Genomic DNA, 22,487 nt, shown 5'->3' with positions numbered 1-22,487 from the left:
CTCCTTGAGGATGGCGTCCCTTCGGTATAGGCCGCGCCTCATGCGCTTTCAAACCCAACTTGTCCCCGCCCGGCTGATCCGCCGCTACAAACGCTTTCTGGCCGATTGCAGGCTGGAAGATACGGGCGAGGAAGTGATCGCCCATTGCGCCAACCCCGGCTCGATGATGGGGCTGGCGGAACCGGGCAGCCGGATTTGGCTGGAGCCGAACGACGATCCGAAGAAAAAGCTGAACTACGGCTGGCGGTTGGTGGACCATGAGAACGGCCATTTCACCGGCGTCGACACCGCCCTGCCCAACCGTGCGATGAAAGCGGCGCTGATCGCGGGTGAGGTGACGCCACTGGCCGCCTATGCCGAGGTACGACCGGAGGTGAAATACGGCGAAAACTCCCGCATCGACTTTCTGCTGCGCGGTGATGGCCTGCCCGATGCCTATGTCGAGGTGAAATCGGTCACCCTCTCACGCGAAACGGGTCTGGCCGAATTCCCCGACAGCGTCACCACACGCGGGGCGAAACATCTGGGCGAACTGGCGCGGATGGCGCAGGCCGGGCACCGCGCCGTGCTGCTCTATCTGGTGCAACGCACCGATTGCACGCAGATGACCCTTGCCGCCGATATCGACCCGACCTACGCCGCCGCGTCCCAAGCCGCGCGGGCGGCGGGGCTGGAAATCTACGCCATCGGCACCCATATCACGCCCCAAGCCGTCACACTGGCGCAACCGATCCCCTTTGCGGGCTGAGCTGCACTGGCCCTTGCCGGAAAGCCACGCTAAATAGGAGCGAACACAAGGATGGAGAGAGCGGTGAACAACGCACACCGAGGCCGCCAGACGCGCGACGGCATTCGCATTTACGAGCCTTCGGATCACGCCGGGATGCAAGCGGCGGGCCGTCTGGCCGCCACGATCCTCGACGAGATCGCAGAGCATGTCTTCCCCGGTCAGACCACCGGGGAGCTTGACCGCCTGATCGAAGAGAAGGTCAACGCCGCCGGTGCGAAATCCGCGACGATCGGCTACAAGGGCTATCAGCATGCGAGCTGCATCTCAGTGAACCATGTGGTTTGCCACGGGATCCCTAGCGACAAGAAGCTGAAAGACGGCGACATCCTGAACATCGACGTGACCGTGATCGTCGATGGCTGGTTCGGCGACACCAGCCGGATGTATGTGGCGGGCAAGCTTTCGCGCAAGGCCGAGCGTTTGATCAACGTGACCCACGACAGCCTGATGCGCGGGATTGAGGCAGTGAAGCCGGGCAATACCTTTGGCGACATCGGCCATGCCATCCAGACATTTGTCGAAGTCCACCGCATGTCCGTCGTGACCGATTTCTGCGGGCACGGGCTGGGGCAGGTCTTTCACGCGCCGCCCAACGTGCTGCACTATGGCCGCCCCGGCACCGGTGCTGTGCTTGAGCCGGGCATGTTCTTTACCATTGAGCCGATGGTGAACCTTGGTCGGGCCGAGACCAAGACCCTCGCCGACGACTGGACCGCCGTCACCCGCGACAAATCCCTCTCGGCGCAGTTCGAGCATTCGGTCGGCGTGACCGAAGATGGTGTGGAGATTTTCACCCTCTCGCCCGGCGGCTTGTTCCACCCGACTTATAAAACCGACTGAAACGCTGCGGGGGCACGGCCCCCGCACGCCTATGCGTCGATGGCGACCAAATGGTTGTCCCACGCGCGGCTGGCTGTGGTCAGCCGCGATAGCGTAGCCTCTTGCAGTGACAGGATACCGCCAAGCCCATCCGTGGCGACAAAGCCGCCGCGGCCCGGCGCCAGCCCGCAGACATCGGCACGGCGGTGGCTGGCGAGGAAAGCACCTTTGCTGTCAAACAGATGCAGGCGCCCGCCCCGGGGGGAGGTGATACCGACCGCCCCGCCATCTGCCGCGAATGCCACGCTGCCCGCGTAGCCCTGCATCGCGATTTGCTCGGCCAGATCGGCCTCGGCCAAGATGGGCTCTTCCCCGCGCCGGTGCAGCCCCAGCAGCGGCACACCGTCACCCGGCTCCCCTTGCCATTGCATCGCAAAAGCCACCTGCCCGTCTGGTGCCAAGGCCAGATGACGGATCGAGTTCTTGTGCAGGTCATTCGGCAGTTCGACCTGCTCCAGCATTTCGCCCGAGAGACTGACATAGGACAGGTTGGGCCGCATCACGTCGATGTTCAGCTTCTCCCGGCCGCTGTCGGGATGGGTGCGGATGCCGCCATTGGCCACCACCAGCACATCCTCGGACCTGCGGCGGATTTCATGCGGGCCGATCCCGCCTGACGCGATCTCTCCGATCCGGGCATAGCCCTTTGCGCGGGACCACAGTCCGATGCGCCCTTTGCCTGTGTCGATCTCGTTCTCGCTGGTGGCGAGGATGGCCCCGCCCTGCAAAAACGCCCCATGCCCGTAGAAATGCCGCCCCACCGGCGCGTCGAGCCGGTGGGCCACACGGCCCTTTTCACAGTCGATCACCAATGCAAACCGCCCCGGACGGCGGGCAAAGGCCACGGCCTCCGGCGCCGTGGGATGCGCGGCGGCGGCATGGCCCCGGTCGGGCAGCGGAATGCGGAAAATGTCGTGGCCCGTCCCGTCCAGCCCGAAAAGCGCATAGGCCCCCGAAGGGTCACGCGCGGCGGCAAGGTAGGCAGGGCTGCCAGCGGCGGCCCAACCCATCGCCGGCAAGCTCGACGCGGCGGCGAGACCGGCAAGGAAGTGGCGGCGCGACGGCATCAATCGCCATCCGCCGAGTTGAACCCGACGGAAACGCCAAGCGCAGGGGCGATCTCTGCCCCCACCGCCTCGGCAATGGCGCGCACATCGTTTTGCAGCGCCTCGACCCGGATACGGCTGATCGGATCGGCCACCCCGGCAAAGACCGGGTCTTCCAAGCCGCGGGCGGCGATGAGCGCGCGGTCAAAGGCGGCGTCGGTTTCAGGCGTGGGCTGGTCCGACAGGGTGCGCGCAAAGTCCCGCAATGCTTCAAGCGATAACACCACATTGCGCAGGCTGCGACCCGAACGGCGCGCCTCGGCCACCTGCGGTTTGGGGGCGTCAAAACTGCCCATTGGGCGGCCCAAACGTTGATCGGCGACGAACTCCAACCCGGTGGCGAGGGCGGTGTAAAGCGCCTGTGACGCCTCGCGCGGGCTGAGGAAACGGCTGTTCCCCGCCTCCCCGGCGCTGCTGAGCGTCGTGGCGAAATCCTCACGCCATGCGGTGTCGACCTCGCGCCCCAGCACGGCCAGATCGGCCGCCATCGCGCGGGCCAGTGCGCAGCTATAGCTGTTAGCCTCGTAGCCCGCGAAGTCATCATCATAGAGCAGCCGTTCCAGCGCAAAGAGCCCGCGCGCGGCGATGGAGACTTCGGCGTATTCCCCGCTTGTCGCGATTGGGTCTTCCTCGGCCACCAGTCTCGCCACGCTGCGCCCCACCATGCCGCGCGTGTCGGGCCAAAAGGCGATGGCCAGCCCGCGCCCGTCTTCCTCCAACGGGCCAAGGGTCAGATGCGCGATGCCGAGCCATGCGTCGAAAGCCTCTTGATAGGCCGGGCGCAGGGCCGTGTCGGTGCAATTGGCCTGCGCTGCAGCGTCGAGCGCCGCAGTGGCAGAGGCAAAACGGGCGGTGCCGGGCAGCGCGTGGTCTTGGATCACCTCCTCCACCCCGGCGAGGGCGGGGGCGGCGGTCAGAAGGAATGTGGCGGTCAGCAGGCTGCGCATCAAAGGCTCTCCAGATAGCGGATCAGGGCGTCACGGTCGGCTTTGGGCATCTCCACCACGGCATCACGGGCGGGCTGTGCTTCGCCGCCGTGCCAGAGCACCGCTTCAAGCAGCGACCGCGCGCGCCCGTCGTGCAGGAATTGGGTATGCCCGTTGACCTGCTCGGTCAAGCCGATGCCCCAGAGCGGCGCGGTACGCCATTCGCGACCATTCGCGCGGCCCTCGGGACGGTCGTCGGCCAGCCCTTCCCCCATGTCATGGAGCAAAAGATCGGTCATCGGCCAGATCAGTTGGAAGCTCTGCTCGGGCTGGTCCTCCAACCGTTCGGTCACGAATTTCGGCTGGTGGCAAGAGGTGCAGCCGACCTCATGGAACACCGCCTTGCCGCGCAGCACCTCAGGCGCGCCGACATCGCGGCGGGCGGGCACGGCAAGGTTGCGGCTGTAAAAGGTCACCAGATCAAGACCTTCGGCGTCAATCTCTGTCCCGCGCGCGTCACCGTCCCCATGCGGGGCCTCGCGGCAAGCGGTCTGTTCGGTGGTGCAATCGCCCCATGCTGCGTCGAAGATGGGGGATGAAATGCCGATGTCCCCCGCAAAGGCGCTGGCGGATTGTTCGCGGATCGTCGGCGCGCCGGATTTCCAGCCGAAACGGCCCAGCATCGGGCGCGCGTGCTCAAAGGACCAGACGATCTGCGCCCGACCAGAGATGCCATCGCCGTCGGCGTCTTCGGGGTCGGCCAGTGCCAAGATATCCGCCGCCGGGATCGCCTCCAACAAGCCCAAACCGATCATCGGCGGGGCCACACGGGGGCTGAGCATCGCGCCATCGGCCAAGGGACCATACCCGAGGTCTTCGGCACTGTAGCTCGGGCGGCGCAGGCTGGCGGTCTCTCCCTCGGAGAGCGCGACCTCCACCTCTTCATAGCGCAGGCCCAGCCGGTATTCCGCCGGATGCCCCGCCACCCCGAAATCCTGCAATTGCCCGCCATAGACCGGATCGGGCCGCGTGCGCGGGGTGGTATCGCCCACCGAAAGCAGGAACGCCTCGATCTCGCTCATTGCCTCTTCGGGGGCGGTGGGGACCGAGATGCGCAGGAACATCGACACCGCGTCATCCTCAGGCCCCTCGGGCGGATGACCGCGCCCGTCTTTCAGGTGGCAGCGCTGGCAAGAGCGCGCGTTGAAAAGCGGCCCCAGCCCGTCAGACGCGAGCGTCGAAGACGGCGATGACACCCAGAGTTTTTTGAACAAACCATTGCCGACCTTAAAGTCCAACTCCCGCTCGAAAGGAATGTTACCCGAGGGCAGCGAAAACGCATCGGCATTGCCGCGCGGGCTGACTGTGGCGGCCCCTGCCGGGTTCGTCTCAAACGGCTCGGGCTTATCAAATTCTGTCGCGGGGGCCGTGACTGTGGCAATCCGGGCGGCCTCTTCGGCGGTGCGGGGAATGACCTTGAGATGCGGTTCCTCCAGTGCTTGCGGGGCGGCGGCGGCCATGCTCGCGGCGGCCACCGTGAGCATCGGAATGAGGAATCGCATGTGGAATGCCTTGGATAAGCGGCAGGCCCAGAACCGGGCCTGCCATTCGAAGTTACTTGCTGTCGTCTGTCGGCTTGGCTTGAAGCTGGCCATAGACGGCCTCGCCCAGTTCGGCCTGAAGCGACAATTGCGTTTCGAGGAAGTCGATATGCCCTTCCTCGTCGGCAATCAATTCCTCGAACAGGTTCTTTGAGACGTAATCGCCCACCTGATCGCAGTGATTGCGCGCCTCAATGTACAGGGTGCGGGCCTCATGTTCGGCGGCCAGATCGGACTCAAGACATTCCTTGACCGTTTCACCGATGCGCAGCGCGTCCAGCTTTTGCAGGTTGGGGTGCCCTTCAAGGAAGATGATCCGTTCGATCAGCTTGTCGGCGTGGTTCATCTCTTCGATGCTTTCCTCGCGCGATTTATCGGCAAGCCGACCATAGCCCCAGTCTTCTTGCAGCCGGTAATGCAGCCAGTACTGGCTCACGGCTGTCAATTCGCTGCGCAATGCTGCGTTGAGATATTCGATGACCTTGTCGTCGCCCTTCATGAACCTGTCTCCTTGTTTGGTTTTGCCTGACTTAGAGTGGTTGTCAGCACAGGCACGGAAAAGTTGCCATTTCCGCGCATGGTAGACAAGAACAGAGGCATGCAACCGCCACAATCGGCTGCTTTGCCCAAGGCACGGTAGATTTTGCCCGCAGTAATGACCGTGCGCGCATCGGAGGCGCGCATCCAGTCGATGGCATTGTTGATGTCGCGATCGGTGATGTTCTGACAGTGACAAACAATCATGGTTTTGCGTATTCCTTGGCTGGCCCCGGGCCGCCGCAGCGGCCCAGAGGAAGGGTTAGGATTACTGGAAGACCGCCTCCGGCGCGTCGAGGCTATCGGAGCCTTCAAAGGCGATTTCGTCACCGCCCAGAACCGTCACGGCACGCTCGATGGCGCGGGTCTGGTTCACCAGCGCATCGACCGCGCCCATGATCAGCGCTTCGCCTTCGGCATTGCCGCGCTCAAGCATCATGTCATAGCTGAACCCCGCTTCGGCGGCGGTTTTGATCTGGCCCAGTTCCACCATGGAGGCGTTCAGCTTGGCGCGCAGGTCTCCGTCGACGCTGGCATCGGCGCTGGCCAAAAGGTCAGACAGCGATGCGCCGGAAACCACGCGACCATCGACGCGCAGGTATTCGCCCAGATAGACGTTCCGCACGCCCAAACCGTCGTAGTAGTGGCTGTTGTGGGTGTTGTCCGAGAAGCAATCATGCTCTTCTTCGGGGTCGTTGAGCATGACGCCCAGCTTCATCCGTTCCCCGGCCTGTTCACCGTAGGAGAGCGAGCCCATGCCGGTCAGGATCGCGTCGATCCCGGCGTCTTCGTCTGCCAGCACGGCAGCGCGTGCCTCACCGCCATCGGCCCATTGACCGGCCATCCATTCCAGATCGCTGACCAGCAGATCGGTCGCGGCTTTCAGGTATTGCCCACGGCGGTCGCAGTTGTCGCCGGTGCAGTCTTCGCCGGTCGCGTAGTCGGTCCAAGGACGGTTGCCCGCGCCATGCTCAGTCCCGTTCAGGTCTTGGCCCCAGAGCAGGAATTCGATGGCGTGGTAGCCGGTGGCGACATTGGCCTCGACTGCGCCCGCCTCATGCAACTGCCCTTCGAGGAGCGCAGGCGTGATCTCGGTGGCGTCCACCTCTTCCCCGCCCAGTGTGAAGGTCGGGTTGGCGATGACGTTCAGAACCGCCAATTGGTTTTCATCCGTCTCGCCGCCATAGGAGGCATCAACATAGTCGATCAGACCTTCGTCCAGCGGCCATGCGTTTACCTTGCCTTCCCAGTCATCGACGATGGCGTTGCCAAAGCGGAAAACCTCGGTCTGCTGGTAGGGCACGCGGGCGGCCAGCCATGCGGACTTCGCGGCCTGAAGCGCTTCGGCCGAGGGGGTGGCGATCAGCGTCTCGACGGCGGCTTGCAGCGTCTGCGCGGTGGTCAGGCTGTCTTCGTAGCCCGCCTGTGCGATGTCGGCATAGGTGCCCAGCACCTCGGCCTTGTCTTGTGCAAATGCCGGAGCGGCGGCGCATGTGATCAGCGCAATGGCCGTGGTCGCCTTGAGGCGCATCGGATGTCCCTCCTTGAAAATCACCATAGTCCCGACACAGGCGCGGCGGGCCTTCGAGCAATAGGTGACTTATTCTGTCGGAAAAGACAAGGATCAACCTGAGAGGGGATAGCGCTCGGCAAAAAGCTGTTAGCTTGCAGCCCTTTGCAGCAGCGTCACATGGGTATCGCCGTATTTGCGCGTGTCGATCCGGGCGAATCCCTCGGGCGCGTGCATGGGCGCGTTTTCCTCCCAAACGATCATCGCGCCGGGCGCAAACCAACCGCCTTCGGCTGCCGCAACAAGCGCCTTTTGCCCCATGGATTTGCCATAGGGCGGGTCAAGGAAGACCAGATCGAGAGGGTCCTGCGTGCATGGCCCCAGCCGCGTCGCGTCATTGCGCAGCAGCCGCGTTTCCGCCTCTGCCTCTAGTTTGCGCATGTTCTCCCCGATCAACTGCTGACCTGTCCGGCCATTCTCAACAAAGCAGACCGACACAGCACCGCGCGACAGGGCCTCGAACCCAAGCGCGCCGGTGCCTGCGAACAGGTCCAACACCCGCGCGCCCTCGATCACATCGTGATGGGTCAACATCGAAAAAAGGCTCTCGCGCACCCGGTCGGAGGTCGGTCGCAGATGCGCCCCGGCGTCGCCCTTGCCAAGCGCGGCAAGCGGTCGGCCACGGTATTTCCCAGCGATAATCCTCATGGTTTCAGCAATGCCTTTAGGTCTGTCTGAGAGTCCGCGACCAAAGCCGGGTCTGGCGATTTTCCCGCTTCGATCAGCCGTTTGCCCACCATATAGCCGCGCGGATCGTTCGCGGCATCGACGGCCAGCAACGTTTCGCCAAGGTAGTACCAGAACGAGGCGCTGCCTTCGCCAAGGCGGGTGACCACGCGGTCATAGCCTGCGTTCAGCCCGGCGATTTGCAGCTTCACGTCATATTGGTCCGACCAGAACCACGGTTTGGCAATGTATTCCTTACCCGCGCCGAGGATGTTTTCAGCGACCACCTCGGCCTGATCGATGGCATTGGGCACGCTTTCCAACCGGATACGCCCGCCGCGATAGGGGAAAGAGGTGCAATCCCCCGCCGCCCAGATGCCCGGCACACTCGTGCGGCCCTGTGCGTCGACCTTGATGCCGTTGTCGATCTCGATCCCTGCTGCCTTGGCCAGCGCGATGTCGGGCTCGATGCCCACGCCGGTGATGACGAAATCGGCGGCAATCTCTGTCCCATCGCTCAGCCGTGCGCCGGTGACGTGGCCTTCGCCCAACAGCCGCTCCAGCCCCACGCCTTCGCGCAGCGTAACACCGTGGCCTTCATGCAGGGCGCGGAAATAATCACTGGTCTCGGGCGCTGCGACGCGCTGCAGGATGCGGTCGGCCATTTCCACCAGCGTGACCTCAAGCCCCAGCTTGGCCGCGACGGCCGCGGCTTCCAGCCCGATGTAGCCACCGCCGACGATCAGAACCTTCGCGCCCTTTGAGAAACGCGGCGCCATGGCATCCACATCCGCCAGATCGCGCACGGTAAAGACGCCTACCAGATCGCCGCCAATCGCCGCCGGTAGCCGACGCGGGAGGGAGCCGGTAGCGAGCACCAGTTCGTCATAGGCGATCTGCCCGACAGTGGTGGCAAGAACGCGCGTTTCAGGGTCAATCGCGGTAACGCGGCAATCGGTCTTGAGCGCGATCCCTTGGTCGGCATAGAAAGCCTCGGGCCGCAGAAACAGCCGCTCCAGTGTCATATCGCCCAGCAGATACCCTTTGGACAGCGGTGGCCGTTGGTAGGGCGGGCAAGGCTCGGCCCCGATCAGGGTGATCTTGCCCTCAAACCCGCCATTGCGCAGTTTGGCCACGCAAGAGGCCCCCGCCTGCCCGGCTCCGATCACCACCACATGCTGCATTTGCCACCCTCCGATTGATCTGGTCTCAGTCGCGGTCAAAGCCTATATCTGGCCCCAAGACAACCGCAATGACAGGAGAGGCTATCCCATGACGATTTCTCAAGGTTCGACGCTGCCGGACGCGAAACTGGTTCAGATGGGCGCGGATGGGCCCGAGCCGGTGCAGATGGCCGACAAGCTCAAGGGCCGCAAAGTGGTGATCTTTGCCGTGCCGGGTGCGTTCACGCCCACCTGCCACTCTGCCCATGTGCCGAGCTTCGTGCGCACCAAAGATCAGTTCGACGCCAAAGGCGTGGATGAGGTGATCTGCGTCTCCTGCAACGACCCTTTCGTGATGAAAGCTTGGGGCGAAGCGACCGGCGCGAGTGAGGCCGGAATCACCATGTTGGCCGACGCCAGCAGCGCATTCACCCGCGCCATCGGCATGGAGTTCGACGCCGAAGGTGCCGGGCTGGTCGGCCGGTCCAAACGCTATGCGATGCTCGTCGAAGACGGCAAGGTGACACTGTGGCAGCCCGAGGAAAGCCCCGGCACCTGCGAGATTTCCGGCGGCGAAGCACTGCTGGACAATATGTAAAATGCGAACGCCCGGCCAGATTGGCCGGGCGTTTTGCTGATAGGGGTGCCCCGCGAAGGGCCACAGACGCGAAGGCCTATTCCGCAGCCTGCACGATGGTGCGTGTGGGGAACGGAATATCCACCCCGCCTTCATCCAACGCCTCTTTGACCTTGCGGGTCATATCGGCCTTGAAGGCAAAATAATCCCCCGCGCTGCACCAGACCCGCACAAGGAAATCGACCGAACTGTCGTTGAGATTGTTCACCTGAATGAAGGGCTCAGGATCGGCATGGGCGCGTTCATCCGCCATGATCGTGCTGCGAATGATCTCTTCGGCGGTCTTGAGGTTCGCGCCATAGCCCACGCCAAAGGTCCATTCCGCACGGCGGGTCGGGTTGACGGAATAGTTGGTGATGACATTGCCCCAAACCTCAGAGTTCGGCACGATGACCTGCACATTGCTGAGGTCGGCCAGCACCGTATAGTTCAGGTTGATCTGTTTGACCGTGCCCATCTCGCCCGCGATCACCACGAAATCGCCGATCTTGATCGGACGAAAGAGGATAAGCATGACCCCGGCGGCCACGTTCGACAGGGTGCCCTGCAGGGCCAGACCAATCGCCAGACCCGCCGCACCGATAACCGCCACGACCGAAGTCGTCTTGACCCCGAAAGTGTTGAGCACGAACAAAACGGTAAAGCCCAGCACCACATAACGCACGATGGAAGCCAGAAATTCGAACAGCATCTCGTCGAGGTGCTTGTTCCGCTTGCCAAGGTTTTCGACACGGTGTTGCAGCCAACTTGAGATGACCCACCCCAGCAACAGGATCACAATCGCGCCGATCACCGAGCCTGCCGCGCTGGCAAGGAACTCCAGCGTCAGCAGATCGGCAATCGTCTTGCCCTGCCACAGTTCCGTTTCAAACAAATCTTGCATCCGGTCTCTCCGTCAGTCTTTCCCGGCCCCAAAGAGACCATCCATCTTGCGCGCCAATTTCGCGTCGAGCGAGCTTAGCCCATCCACGTCATGGGTGATCAACGTCACCTCCACGCGGTTGTAAACATTGCTCCATTCGGGATGGTGATTCCACTTTTCCGCCCAAATAGCCACCCTTGTCATCCAGCCAAAGGCGTCGGCGAAATCCTTGAACTTGAACGTCTTGTGGATCGCATCCCGGCTTTCGACCATTTCCCAGCCGGTATTGAACAGCGGTTGCAGCAGCGTCTTGCGGGTCTCGATGCTTAATCTCTCGGTCATTCTTGTTCCTCGATCGTCGTCTTTTTGAAGGGGCCGTAGTCGGTCAGCACGCTGATCTCTTCGTCCACGGCGTCGCGTGCGGCCTGCAGATACTCCCCCACGGCAGAGGCAAAGCCCGGATCGCGCATCCAATGCAGCGACCATGTGGGGGACGGCAGATAGCCGCGCGCGAGCTTGTGTTCGCCCTGCGCGCCCGCCTCTACACGGGAAAGCCCATGGGCGATGGCGAAATCCATGGCGCGATAATAGCACAGTTCGAAATGCAGAAAGGGGTGGTGTTCGGTACAGCCCCAGTAGCGGCCAAAGAGCGTCTCGCGCCCGATGAAGTTCAGCGCCCCGGCAACCCAACGCCCGTCACGTTCGGCCAGCACCAGCGCGATATCGTCGCGCAGGTTTTCTTGCGCGTGGTCAAAGAATTCCCGCGTGAGGTAAGGCGAACCCCATTTCCGCGCGCCGGTGTCTTGGTAGAACTGCCAAAAGGCATCCCAATGTTCGGGTTCGATCTGATCGCCAGTGAAGGTGTGGATCGTGCCGCCAAAATCCTGCGCCTGTGCGCGTTCTTTGCGGATGTTCTTGCGCTTGCGCGAAGACAGGCTGGCGAGGAAACCGTCGAAATCCGCATAGTCGCGGTTGCGCCAGTGAAACTGCTGGCTTTTGCGGCTCATCAGGCCCAGTGCTTCGGCCCGGGCGACCTCCTGCTCGGTGCAAAAGGTCACATGGAGCGACGACAGCGCGTTATTATCGGTCAGCTGCACCGCGCCTTGAACCAGCGCGGCGGTGCCCGCCTCTTCAAACCCGGGCCGCACCAAAAAGCGCCGCCCGGTGGCGGGGGTGTGGGGCACGGCGATCTGCAGTTTGGGGTAATACCGCCCGCCCGCGCGCTCATAGGCATGGGCCCAATTGTGGTCGAAGATATATTCGCCTTGGCTGTGCGATTTGGCATACATCGGCGCCACGGCGATCACTTGGCCCGCAATCCGCGCGGCCAGATACTGCGGCTGCCAGCCCGTGCCGGGGCCGACCGATCCGCTCTGCTCTAGCGCCGACAGGAAACGATAGGTTGTGAACGGGTCACGCGGACGGCCCCCGCCCGCGGCCTCGGGACAGGCGCAGGCGTTCCAGTCCTTTTGGCCGATCTGTGCCAGTTCTGGCACCACGGTAATCTCGATTTCCTGCGCGTTCATCTGAGCCTTGCCTGCCTTGCGTCCTATGTGTGGCCTCGGCCTCGCAGATCAAGAGCGCGGGCGCGGCAGATACCCCTCAAAGGTCACGTTCTGCGCCACCTGACGCGCGATATCTTCCTCAACTTGGCTGCGGATTGTCCAACAGAGCACCGCCGCCCCGTCGGCCTTTAGCTCAGCCACACGCAGGCGGTTCAGGTCATCGGCCTCATGGCTGATGAAACAGGAGCCGGTGTCGGCATAGTCGGGTATGCCCCGCAGCCGATCGCAGGTGGCTGCGGGCAGCGGCCATTCATCGGGGCGGTAGGCGCTGGTGGTCAGACCGCGTGGTACGTCGGGTAAAAGACGGGCGAGTGCGCGCACCGAATGCGGATTGAAGGACATGACCGCCAAATCGCCCCGGTAGCGGCCAAGCAGTTCGGCGGCGGCGGTCTCTAGCGGGCCCACGTCCGGTCCCATGGCGCCGTCTTGATCCTTGAACTCCACCAAAAGCGGCACGCGCCCGGCGATGAGGTCGAGGATTTCCTCAAGCGTTGGAATCCCCTCGTCGCCGCCCTTTAGCGGGATGGCCGCAAGGGCGCTGGCCTCACGCAGCCGGACCGCGCCGCGCTCTGGTGTCAGCCGCTCCAAAGCATAGTCATGGAACACCATCGCCTTGTTATCGGCGCTGAGTTGCAGGTCAATCTCTATGCCGACACCCGCATCGACAGCCGCCCGCACGGCGGCGCGGCTGTTCTCAGGCCGCCTGGCAGAGAGGTCATGCAGCGCGCGATGCGCCAGCGGAATGTCCAGAAAGGCGGTGGGAAGGGTCATTCGATCTCAAAAATGCCTTCGATTTCGACGGCGACACCCAAGGGCAGTGATGCGGCAGAGACCGCCGAGCGGGCGTGGCGGCCCGCGTCGCCCAAAGCCTCGACCATGAAGTCAGAGGCCCCATTGATGACCTTGGGCTGGTCGGTGAAATCGGCGGTTGAGTTCACAAAGCCCGTCAGTTTCACAACCCGTTTGAGACGGTCCAGATCGCCTCCGCAAGCAGCGCGGACCTGCGCCAAAAGGCTCAACGCACAGCTGCGCGCGGCGGCGGCCCCGGCGTCGACATCCATACCGTCGCCCAAACGCCCGGTGATCAACCCATCCGGCCCGTTGGAGATTTGGCCCGAAACATAGACGGTATTGCCGGTGACCACAAAGGGCACATAGTTCGCGGCCGGTGCGGGCGCGTCGGGCAGGGTGATGCCGAGATCGGCAAGGCGGGCGGTCAGGGACATGACGGGCTTCCTTTGGTTGCGGGTTCAAGCGGACGCTAACCGCCCTCCGCCCCGAGGAAAAGCCCCTTTGCCGCCCGCCCGGCGCCGCGCATCAGCTTTCGCGGAACGCGCGCGCGAAATAGTCGGCCATCGGTTTCAACAGATAGGCCATCGGAGAGCGTTCGCCGGTGCGGATAAACGCCTCAACCGGCATGCCGGGCAGGAGGACCGTGCCCTCTTTCAGCTTGTTGATCTCGCCGGGGTTAAGCGCAATCTCTGCCCGGTAATAGGTTTGCCCGGTCGCGTCGTCGTCAATGGAATCGGCAGAGACCTGCAAGACCTTGCCCACCAGTTCCGGCGTGGTGCGCTGGTTCAACGCCGAAAGACGCAGATTGACCTCTTGGCCCACGGCGACCTGATCGATGTGAATGGTCTGGACCCGCGCGGCGATGATCAGCGGACGATCTTGGGGGACGAGGTACATCAACGGCTCTGCTGCGCGCACGACCGATCGCGGGGTTTGGATCTGCATCCCATAGATCACCCCCGACACCGGCGCGCGAATATCAAGCCGGTCAATCTCAGCCCTGAGCGCGCGGCGCTGTTCGGCCATCTCCAACTCGCGGTAGCGCAGATCGCGCAACTGGGTGATCGCCTCTTCCCGCCCGGCGGAGCGCAGTTTCAGCCGCTCGATGTCAATCTCTGTCACCCGCTCTTGGGATTGCGCCTTTTGCGCCGACAACTCTCCGATCTGGCCGCGCAGGCGGGCCTGTTCGCGCATCAGGGTTAAGACGGCAGAGGCCTGCGTCAGGCCACGGTCCAGCAGCGACTGCTGATTGCCCAACTCCTCCTCGATCAGCTCCAGCTGGCGCGAAAGCGCGGCCTCTTGCGCATCGACCCCGCGGATTTGCGCGTTGATCTGCGCCCGGCGTTTGCCCAATTGCTCAAGCTTTTGGGCCACGCTGACGCGGCGCGCGTCAAACAGGTTGCGCTGGCCGTCCACCAGTTCCTGCACGTCGGGATTTTCGGAGGCGGCGGTTCGCAACTCTTCGTCAAAGGTGACCGCCTCCACCTCATCGCGCTGCGCTTCCAGACGGCTGCGGCGGGCCATAAGCTCATAAAGCTGGCCTTCGACGATGGCCAATTGCGAGGTCAGTTGCTCTGCATCCAGACGCAGCAAAGCGTCACCGGCGGCGACACTGTCGCCCTCATCCACAAGGATTTCGGCCACCACACCACCGGTTTCATGCTGGACGATCTGCCGGTTGCGGTCGACTTCGATCCGGCCCGAAGCCACCACCGCCCCGGCGATTTGGCTGGTCACGGCCCAAGTCCCAAAACCGCCAAAAAGCAAGATCAGCCCGAAGAACCCAAGGATCAGGGGCCGGGTTGCCGACCAGCGTTTGTCGCCGTGATCGGTCATACCACGCCCCCCGACCGCGGGGGGGCTTGCTGAATCTCGCGGTGGTTTTGCACCATCCCGGCAAGCACCTCATCCTTGGGACCAAAGGCTTTGCGGATGCCGTTATCGAGAACCAGCAGCGTGTCACATTCCTGAATGGCCGCAGGACGATGCGCCATGATCAGCACCGACCGCCCGTTCGCCTTCATCTGCCGGATTGCGTGATTCAACGCCTGAGAACCGGTATTGTCGAGGTTCGAATTCGGCTCATCCAGCACCACGATCACCGGGTCATCATAAAGCGCCCGTGCCAGCCCGATGCGCTGCATCTGTCCGCCAGAAAGCCGCACCTGCCCCGCGCGAATGGGCGTGTCATAGCCTTGGGGGAATTCGAGGATCATCTCATGCGCCGCCGCCAATTTGGCGGCCTTGATCACTTTGGCATCGTCGGGGTCGGGGGACAGCCGGGCGATATTCTCGGCGATGGTGCCATCGAACAATTGGACGCGCTGCGGCAGGTATCCGATATGCCGCCCCAAGGTTTCGCTCCCGTAGTGCTCAAGGGCGGCCCCATCCAGCCGGATCGACCCGCCCGCAGGCGGCCAGACCCCGGTGAGGGTGCGCGCCAATGTCGACTTCCCCGCCCCCGACGGGCCGATCACGCCCACCGCCTGCCCCGGCTCGACGGTAAAATTGATCGACTTGAGCGCCGCCTGTTTCTCGCCCGGTGCCACGACGGTCAGCGCCTTGGCGACCAGCCGCGCTTTGGGCTGCGGCAGCGCGGTGCGCGGGGGTTCTTCGCTCACGGCGCCGAGAAGCTGCGCCAGATTGGCCCAACCGGACCGCCCCCGCTGCACCACCGGCCATTGGTTCAATGCCAGTTCGACCGGCGCCAGCGCCCGGCCCAGCAGGATCGAGCCCGCGATCATCGCGCCCGGCGTCATCTGGTTTTTCAAGACCAACCACGCGCCGAGCCCCAGCATGGCGGACTGCAGAAACAACCGCAGCGTCTTGGTCATCGCGGTGAACGTGCCGCCCACGTCGGTCGATTTGACCTGCTGTTCCAACGCCTGACCCCGGGCCTGTTGCCAGCGCGAGAATGCCGCGTCACGCATCCCCATCGCTTGCACCATCTCAGCCTCGACCCTGATCTGGTCCGACATTGCGTTCGCTGCCTGCCCCGAGAGGTTTGCACGCGCTTGGCTTTCGCGCGACAGCAACTGGTTGGCAATGGTGATCACCACCAGCACCGCCGCGCCGCTCACCGCCAGCCACCCCAGCATCGGGTGGAACAGAAAGATCGCCGCGAAAAAGATCGGCGTCCAAGGTGCATCGAAAGCGGCCATCAGAACCGGCGATGTCATCAGCCGTTGCACGGCTTCAAGATCGGCAAGGCCCGCGTTGGTCTTCACATCCGGGGCCACGGCGGATTTGCGCACCACCGCGTCGAACACCCGCCGGTCGAGATCGGATTGAAACCGCGCGCCCACCCGCGCCATGATCCGGCCGCGCGTGTAATCCAAGAGCCCCATCACCGCATAGAGAAAGACCACAAGAACCGAGAGGGCGATCAGCGTCTCTTCGGAGCCGGAGCCGAGCACCCGGTCATAGACCTGCAACATATACAGCGGGCCGGTAAGCATGAGCATATTGGCGAATAGGCTGAACAAGGCCACAGCCCAATAAAGCCCACGGCTGCGCCCGCGCACGCGACGCAGTTCGGACAGCCCCCTGTTCACCACATCGCTTTGCATCAATCCCTTTCGAAGCTGCCCACACAGAACCCGACACGCTTCCCGCTTACGGGGAATTGATAATGATTTTGATAACCCAGTGCCATTTTTTTCTCGGGCCGACGCCCCGGCCGCCTTAGCGGTCGAGGAAACTGGGTGCAGGCGCGCTGGCGCCACTGCCGCTGCTGCCGCCGCCAAAGATGTCACGCAGAACGCGGTCGATCACATTGTCCGCGCCGCCACCCCCCTGATTGCCCCCGCCCTGCGGTTGCTGCGGCTGTGGCTCCGGTTCGGGCTGCGCTTCGCTCAGGTTGCTGGGCGGGGCGGGCGCCTGCATCGGCAACTCCTTGAGGGGCAGCCCATCATGCACGCGGCTCATGGTTTCGCGCCAAATCTCTGCGGGCAGGCCACCGCCTGTGACCCCGGTGAGCGGCGTGTTGTCATCATAGCCCATCCAGACCCCGGCCACATAATCCGCCGAAAAGCCGACGAACCAAGCGTCTTTGTTGGCCGAGGTGGTGCCGGTCTTGCCTGCCAGTTGACGGTCGCCAAACTGGGCGCGCTGGCCGGTCCCCTCCGAGATCACCTTCTCCATCATATAGACCAACTGGCGCGCGGCATCTTCTTGGATGACCCGTTCGTTGATACCGCCGCCGGTGCCCATCAGCGGCTCCGTCTCGCCCAAGAGGCGCAGATCGACCAGCCCGTAGGGGGTCACCGAAGAGCCGCCGTTCAGGATGCCCGCATAGGCGCCCGTCATCTCGAGCAGGGTGCTTTCCGATGCGCCAAGTGCCAGCGCCGGGCCTGCGGCCAGATCGCTTTTGATGCCGAACTGCGTGGCGACCGCACTCACCGTCTCGCGGCCTACGCTTTCCGAGACTTTGACCGCCGGGATGTTCAACGAGTCTTTCAGCGCGTCTGTCAGGGAGACTGGGCCTTTGAAGTTCTTGGTGTAGTTCTTGGGGCACCACTCACCCGAACCGGGGATGTTCAGGCAGTAGGGTTCGTCCACGATGATGTCTTCGGGCGAATAACCCAGATCAAGCGCCGCGGCATAGATGAAGGGTTTGAACGCCGACCCGGTCTGGCGCATCGCCTGCGTGGCACGGTTGAACGCGCCCGCGACCTTGGTCTTGCGCCCGCCGACCAGCGCCCGCACCGCCCCATCAGAAGACATCACCACGATGGCCGCCTGCGCTTTGGAGGTGTCGCGCACCTTGTTTTCAAAGACCCATTTCAGCCCCTCCTCTGCCGCGCGCTGGATGCGCTGGTCGAGGGTGGTTTTGATGATGACATCTTCGGTGGTGTTACGGGTAAAGAACTCCGGCCCCGAGGACATGACCCAATCGGCGAAATAGCCGCCCGCCTCGGCCTCTGCCGCCTCGGACAGTTGCGCGGGATTGGCGATGGCCTCATCGGCCTCCGCTGCGGTCAGATAGCCCTGATCTTCCATTAGGCGGATCACCGTAGCGGCACGGCTTTGCGACCGATCCAGATTGTTGGTGGGCGATAGGGTTGTGGGCGCGGTCAAAAGACCGGCCAGCATCGCGCCCTCAGACGGCGAAAGCGCCGCGGCGGGCTTGCCAAAGAATCGCTGCGCCGCGGCCTCTGCGCCAAAGGCACCGCCGCCCATGTAGGCACGGTTCAGATAGATCGAAAGGATGTCGCTCTTGGAGTATTTGATTTCCATGGCGACGGCAAAAAGCGCTTCTTTGGCTTTGCGACCCAAGGAAGAGCGACGGCATTCCGCCTCATATTCCTTTTCCGTCATGCCGCTGCTGGGGTCATAGGGCTCGCCCAGACAAAGCAGTTTGGCCGTCTGCTGGGTGATGGTCGACCCGCCATGGCCGGAAAGAGGGCCGCGGCCCTCGCTTAGGTTGATCCGCACCGCCGAGGCGATGCCCCGGGGGCTGACCCCGAGATGGTTGTAGAATCGCTTGTCTTCGGTGGCGATGACCGCGTTTCGCAGATGTTTGGACACCGTGTCTGCCGAGACCACGCCGCCAAACTGGTCGCCGCGCCAGGCAAAGACCTCTCCCTCCCGGTCAAGCATGGTGACAGAGCCGCGCGCGCGGCCATCCAACAGCGCTTCGAGCGGCGGGATAGTGGTATAGATATAGCCAACAGCCAAGGCGAGAACGAGGAAGGCCACAAGGCTCACGCGCCATGTGATCGTCCAGATCAAACGCCAAATCCAACGGGCCAAGCCAGCAAAGAAACCAATGATTCCCCCGCGCCGGGGGCGCTTGGTGCGCGCCGCCTTGCGGCGGGCCGGTGCGGCCTTGCGCGTGGCCGGTTTGGCCCGCGCAGAGGTCTTGGGCTTGGGTTTGGCCTTGCCCGGATACCGCCTGTCTGCGACCAGAGGGCGTTTGCGCTTGTTCTTGTCAGTCATAAAATCGCCTGCTCGGCCCTATTTTTCGCCACTTTAGCCTGACTGCAGCGGTTTGTTTAGCGCTGCAAGGTCCAATCGGCGTCAAATGTCTGATTAACTTATAGGCAGATTCCAGCCGGCGCCCGCTTTTTAGGCAGCACTGCCAAGCAATGGCGCAAATATGGCAAGCAAACCTGTCCAAGAGCGCCCGATATCCGGTTTTCTCATGCTGCACGGGCAGCCGCCCGCTTCGGTAAGCACGCATTCGGACCCGCAGACAGGAAACGACCATATGAAACCCAACCAAATACTTCCCCTCGCAGCGGCGGTCATCGCCCTGCCCGGGCTGGCGCTGGCACAGGACGCGGAATACGCGACGCTGGCGGATACGACCTTCATCTTCAACACCCTGCTTTTCCTGATCGGCGGTTTCCTCGTCTTTTGGATGGCGGCGGGTTTCGCCATGCTGGAAGCCGGACTTGTCCGCTCCAAGAACGTTACGACACAGTTGACCAAGAACATGGGCCTCTTTGCCATTGCGGCGGTCATGTATTGGCTGGTGGGCTACAACATCATGTACCCCGGTGACGGCAATTGGATCATGGAAGGCGTCTTTGGCACCATCGCTACCAAAGACATCAAGACCGAGATTGACGCAGGCGGCTATTCCAACGCTTCCGACTTCTTCTTTCAGTTGATGTTCTGCGCCACCACCGCCTCCATCGTGTCCGGCGCGCTGGCCGAGCGGATCAAACTCTGGCCCTTCCTGATCTTCGTGGTCGTGCTGACCGGATTCATCTACCCGATCGAAGCATCTTGGCAGTGGGGCGGCGGTTTCCTTTCCGCAATGGGCTTTAGCGACTTTGCCGGGTCGACCCTTGTGCACGCCGCTGGTGGCTTTGCCGCCCTCGCTGGTGCCATCGTACTGGGGCCGCGCTTGGGCAAATACGGCAAAGATGGCCGCGTTGTGCCGATGCCGGGCTCCAACCTTGCGCTCGCCACTTTGGGCACATTCATCCTGTGGATGGGCTGGTTCGGCTTTAACGGTGCGTCTCAGCTTGCCATGGGCACAATCGAAGATGTCGATGCCGTAGCGCAGATCTTTGCCAACACCAATATGGCCGCTGCCGCCGGTGCTGTTGCTGCGCTGATCCTGACACAGGTGATGTACAAAAAGGTCGACCTGACCATGGTGCTGAACGGCGCGCTGGCGGGCCTCGTCTCGATCACTGCCGGGCCGCTTGACCCGACATTGTTCGGCGCGCTTTGGATCGGTGCCGTGGGTGGTGTCATCGTGGTCTTCACCGTGCCCATGCTCGACAAGTTCAAGATTGATGACGTGGTCGGCGCGATCCCGGTTCACCTGATCGCTGGCTTCTGGGGCACACTGGTTGTGCCGGTCTATACCGAAGGCACATCCTTCGTCACACAGATCATTGGCTTTGCCGCGGTTGGCCTCTTTGTCTTCGTCGTCAGCTTCGTTGTCTGGTTGATCCTGAAAGCTGCCGGTGGCATCCGCGTCAGCGAAGAAGCCGAGATCACCGGTCTGGACATGTCCGAACTGGGGATGGAAGCCTACCCCGAGTTCGCCAAGGGCTAAGCCCTAGCCACATCGCCAAGCAATTGACCGCCCGGCCAGCAATGGCCGGGCGGTTTGCGTTAGGCCACCAAGGGTAAAGAAATCGTAAAGGTCGTGCCGACACCCGGCGCGCTGACATAGCGGATGCTGCCGCCGTGCCGGTCCAGAATTTGCCGCGTGATATGCATCCCCAGACCGCTGCCATAGGCGGTTTTCGTGTCGGAGCCGTCAAGCTGCGAGAAACGGGCAAAGACCTGCTCCTCCGCCCCCGGAGGAATGCCGCAGCCGCTATCGCTTACCTGCACCAGCGCCATGCCTTCAGCCTGCTCAAGGCTGACTTCCACCAAACCGCCGGGCAAAGAGAACTTCACCGCGTTCGAAAGCACATTGCCAAAGACCTGACCCAACCGCTCTGCATCCGCCTGCACGGTCAGGGGGGCATCAGACAACGCGCAGGTGAAACGGATATCCTTGTCGGGTTGCAGGCTTTCCGCGCGCGCCACAGCGCCCTGCACCAGCGGGCCAAGTGCCACAGATTGAAGGTCAATGCTGAACGCCGCACTGCTCAGGCTTTGCGTGTCGATCAGATCGTTAACCAGCGTCGTCAGCGTCTCGGAACCGCCCGTGGCCTTTCCAAGCAAACGGGCCTTTTGCGCATCGCTCAGCTTTGCGCCGCCCTGTGACAGCAGGCCAAGCGCGCCGTTGATCACCGTCAGCGGGGTCCGCAACTCATGGCTCACCGTGGCAAGGAACTGCATCTGCATCTGCTCGGCGGCGATCGCTTTCTGAGCGGCGATCTTTTGCACAGTCACATCCAAGAGCGCCACCGCCCAACCGACCTGTTTTTGCCCGACACCCAAGGAAATCGCATGGGCGCGCACGGCGAAATGGCGGTGGCCCAACTGGATATCTGTCACGTCCGGCAGGCTACCGTGGGCCGCGAGATGGCAAATGACCGGCCCCAGCTCTCCGAACTCGCTCAGCGGTGCTTCGGGCTCTGCGCCGCGGCGCAACAGGTCGGCCGCAGCCGGGTTCGTCTCAATCGCAACCCCTGATGGGTCCACCACGAAAACCGGGTCGGTGCTGTTATAGAACAACAGCTCCCGCGCGATCGCGTTGACATCGATCCAGCGGTTGTCAGCCACCAGCCAAACCACCAGCGTCAGCGAAAGCGCAAAGGAAAAGGGCGTCGGATCGGTGTGAAACAGCGTGATCCCGCCCAGAATATAGCCCAAATTGGCCACCATGGGGATCAGCGTCGCGGCGAAGAGCTTTAGGAAAAAGCTGCGCACCGCGGGGTTGGCCGTCCGTACGGCACGGCCCGCCACCACCGCCGCAGCCACGATGACCATGTAAAGATAGGCAATCGCGATAAAAAAGAGCGGGCCATGGTCAGATTGGACGTAGGCGCCCTCTTCGCTCAAAATCCACTTGGTTTCCGGCCCGTAGAATTTCTCATGCCAGCCGCTTGTCACTGCCGCGAGGGTGATCAGCGCTGGCGCAACCCCGGCGCAGATCGGCACCAGATACCGCGGCACCTTGGCCCCGAGCGCATATTCGTAGAGGAAAAAGGCCCAGAAGGTCGGCAGCAGCACAAAGCCGATCCACGCCCAACGGCTCACCCCAAAGGCACAGGTCGCCGAAGTGGCCGAAAGCTCGACTCCGACCGAAAGAAGCCACAGGTCCATGGCAAAGATCGCTAGCAGAAACCAATGTTTACCCGGCAGACTGCTATGCCCACGCACCCAATAGCCCAAGACGGTGACAACCGATGCCGTCACAATCACGAGCTGTACGGCTGGCATGCCAACATCCAACCGAATGCATTGAAAAATTGATTCTAAAATTTGCCTGACCTTAAGTTTTCGCTCAAGGTACTCAATCCGGGCAATCCG

21 protein-coding genes are annotated in these 22,487 nt (G+C 62.9%); 4 read left to right on the top strand and 17 right to left on the bottom strand.

Features of this window, described 5'->3' with window-relative positions:
- The first annotated feature begins 40 nt into the window (after positions 1 to 40).
- Positions 41 to 748 carry a DNA/RNA nuclease SfsA gene (gene sfsA / locus T8A63_RS01750; protein ID WP_322344817.1) on the top strand — a complete coding sequence of 236 codons (708 nt, stop codon included), beginning with the start codon at positions 41 to 43 and terminating at the stop codon, positions 746 to 748.
- A 51-nt stretch (positions 749 to 799) separates the two neighbouring features.
- The gene (gene map, locus T8A63_RS01745) at positions 800 to 1,630 is read left to right on the top strand and encodes a type I methionyl aminopeptidase (RefSeq protein WP_322344816.1); all 831 of its coding nucleotides are present in this window, start codon (positions 800 to 802) and stop codon (positions 1,628 to 1,630) included.
- Positions 1,631 to 1,659: 29 nt separating this feature from the next.
- On the opposite strand, the gene T8A63_RS01740 is transcribed toward map, so the two are convergent.
- The 8 genes from T8A63_RS01740 to T8A63_RS01705 form a co-directional block, all read right to left on the bottom strand.
- On the bottom strand, positions 1,660 to 2,736 hold the full coding sequence (locus T8A63_RS01740; RefSeq protein ID WP_322344815.1) for a DUF1513 domain-containing protein: 1,077 nt from the start codon (positions 2,734 to 2,736) through the stop codon (positions 1,660 to 1,662).
- Positions 2,736 to 3,722, bottom strand: coding sequence for an imelysin family protein (locus T8A63_RS01735; RefSeq protein ID WP_322344814.1), 987 nt, complete (start codon positions 3,720 to 3,722; stop codon positions 2,736 to 2,738). The genes T8A63_RS01740 and T8A63_RS01735 overlap by 1 nt, the downstream gene beginning before the upstream one ends.
- Positions 3,722 to 5,245: a di-heme oxidoredictase family protein gene (locus T8A63_RS01730; RefSeq protein WP_322345646.1), complete on the bottom strand. Its 1,524-nt coding sequence runs from the start codon at positions 5,243 to 5,245 to the stop codon at positions 3,722 to 3,724. Before T8A63_RS01730 ends, T8A63_RS01735 begins: the two co-directional genes overlap by 1 nt.
- 70 nt (positions 5,246 to 5,315) lie before the next feature.
- The gene (gene bfr / locus T8A63_RS01725) at positions 5,316 to 5,801 is read right to left on the bottom strand and encodes a bacterioferritin (RefSeq protein ID WP_067628967.1); all 486 of its coding nucleotides are present in this window, start codon (positions 5,799 to 5,801) and stop codon (positions 5,316 to 5,318) included.
- Positions 5,798 to 6,046: a (2Fe-2S)-binding protein gene (locus T8A63_RS01720; protein WP_067628965.1), complete on the bottom strand. Its 249-nt coding sequence runs from the start codon at positions 6,044 to 6,046 to the stop codon at positions 5,798 to 5,800. Before T8A63_RS01720 ends, bfr begins: the two co-directional genes overlap by 4 nt.
- A gap of 61 nt (positions 6,047 to 6,107) precedes the next feature.
- Positions 6,108 to 7,370, bottom strand: coding sequence for an imelysin family protein (locus tag T8A63_RS01715; protein WP_322344813.1), 1,263 nt, complete (start codon positions 7,368 to 7,370; stop codon positions 6,108 to 6,110).
- A 129-nt stretch (positions 7,371 to 7,499) separates the two neighbouring features.
- Positions 7,500 to 8,057: a 16S rRNA (guanine(966)-N(2))-methyltransferase RsmD gene (gene rsmD / locus T8A63_RS01710; RefSeq protein WP_322344812.1), complete on the bottom strand. Its 558-nt coding sequence runs from the start codon at positions 8,055 to 8,057 to the stop codon at positions 7,500 to 7,502.
- Positions 8,054 to 9,259, bottom strand: coding sequence for an FAD/NAD(P)-binding oxidoreductase (locus T8A63_RS01705; RefSeq protein ID WP_322344811.1), 1,206 nt, complete (start codon positions 9,257 to 9,259; stop codon positions 8,054 to 8,056). The genes rsmD and T8A63_RS01705 overlap by 4 nt, the downstream gene beginning before the upstream one ends.
- A gap of 88 nt (positions 9,260 to 9,347) precedes the next feature.
- Here T8A63_RS01705 and T8A63_RS01700 point away from each other — a divergent pair, with 88 nt between their 5' ends.
- On the top strand, positions 9,348 to 9,836 hold the full coding sequence (locus T8A63_RS01700) for a peroxiredoxin (protein ID WP_120349964.1): 489 nt from the start codon (positions 9,348 to 9,350) through the stop codon (positions 9,834 to 9,836).
- A 76-nt stretch (positions 9,837 to 9,912) separates the two neighbouring features.
- Here T8A63_RS01700 and T8A63_RS01695 read toward each other — a convergent pair whose 3' ends face one another.
- The 8 genes from T8A63_RS01695 to T8A63_RS01660 form a co-directional block, all read right to left on the bottom strand.
- Positions 9,913 to 10,758, bottom strand: coding sequence for a mechanosensitive ion channel family protein (locus T8A63_RS01695; RefSeq protein ID WP_132444086.1), 846 nt, complete (start codon positions 10,756 to 10,758; stop codon positions 9,913 to 9,915).
- Positions 10,759 to 10,770: 12 nt separating this feature from the next.
- On the bottom strand, positions 10,771 to 11,079 hold the full coding sequence (locus T8A63_RS01690; protein WP_067628953.1) for a 4a-hydroxytetrahydrobiopterin dehydratase: 309 nt from the start codon (positions 11,077 to 11,079) through the stop codon (positions 10,771 to 10,773).
- On the bottom strand, positions 11,076 to 12,263 hold the full coding sequence (locus tag T8A63_RS01685; RefSeq protein ID WP_322344810.1) for a GNAT family N-acetyltransferase: 1,188 nt from the start codon (positions 12,261 to 12,263) through the stop codon (positions 11,076 to 11,078). Before T8A63_RS01685 ends, T8A63_RS01690 begins: the two co-directional genes overlap by 4 nt.
- A 48-nt stretch (positions 12,264 to 12,311) precedes the next feature.
- Positions 12,312 to 13,073 carry a glycerophosphodiester phosphodiesterase family protein gene (locus T8A63_RS01680; protein ID WP_322344809.1) on the bottom strand — a complete coding sequence of 254 codons (762 nt, stop codon included), beginning with the start codon at positions 13,071 to 13,073 and terminating at the stop codon, positions 12,312 to 12,314.
- Positions 13,070 to 13,528, bottom strand: a complete 459-nt coding sequence (locus T8A63_RS01675) for a RidA family protein (protein WP_067628947.1) — start codon at positions 13,526 to 13,528, stop codon at positions 13,070 to 13,072. The genes T8A63_RS01680 and T8A63_RS01675 overlap by 4 nt, the downstream gene beginning before the upstream one ends.
- Before the next feature lie 91 nt (positions 13,529 to 13,619).
- Complete coding sequence (locus T8A63_RS01670) at positions 13,620 to 14,930, bottom strand: HlyD family type I secretion periplasmic adaptor subunit (protein ID WP_322344808.1); 1,311 nt, start codon at positions 14,928 to 14,930, stop codon at positions 13,620 to 13,622.
- Positions 14,927 to 16,663: a type I secretion system permease/ATPase gene (locus T8A63_RS01665; protein WP_322344807.1), complete on the bottom strand. Its 1,737-nt coding sequence runs from the start codon at positions 16,661 to 16,663 to the stop codon at positions 14,927 to 14,929. The genes T8A63_RS01670 and T8A63_RS01665 overlap by 4 nt, the downstream gene beginning before the upstream one ends.
- Positions 16,664 to 16,778: 115 nt before the next feature.
- Positions 16,779 to 19,034, bottom strand: coding sequence for a PBP1A family penicillin-binding protein (locus T8A63_RS01660; protein ID WP_322344806.1), 2,256 nt, complete (start codon positions 19,032 to 19,034; stop codon positions 16,779 to 16,781).
- Between the two features lie 271 nt (positions 19,035 to 19,305).
- Between T8A63_RS01660 and amt the strand changes: the two genes are divergently transcribed.
- Positions 19,306 to 20,613 carry an ammonium transporter gene (gene amt, locus T8A63_RS01655; protein ID WP_322344805.1) on the top strand — a complete coding sequence of 436 codons (1,308 nt, stop codon included), beginning with the start codon at positions 19,306 to 19,308 and terminating at the stop codon, positions 20,611 to 20,613.
- A 59-nt stretch (positions 20,614 to 20,672) separates the two neighbouring features.
- Here amt and T8A63_RS01650 read toward each other — a convergent pair whose 3' ends face one another.
- Entirely contained in the window at positions 20,673 to 22,397 is a 1,725-nt protein-coding gene (locus tag T8A63_RS01650) for a histidine kinase N-terminal 7TM domain-containing protein (RefSeq protein WP_322344804.1), read from the bottom strand.
- Positions 22,398 to 22,487: the final 90 nt, after the last annotated feature.

This window comes from Sulfitobacter sp. OXR-159, from assembly GCF_034377145.1.
GTDB lineage: Bacteria > Pseudomonadota > Alphaproteobacteria > Rhodobacterales > Rhodobacteraceae > Sulfitobacter.
The sequence above is the reverse complement of the archived record's forward strand: the minus strand, read 5'-3'. Positions and strand labels throughout refer to the sequence as shown.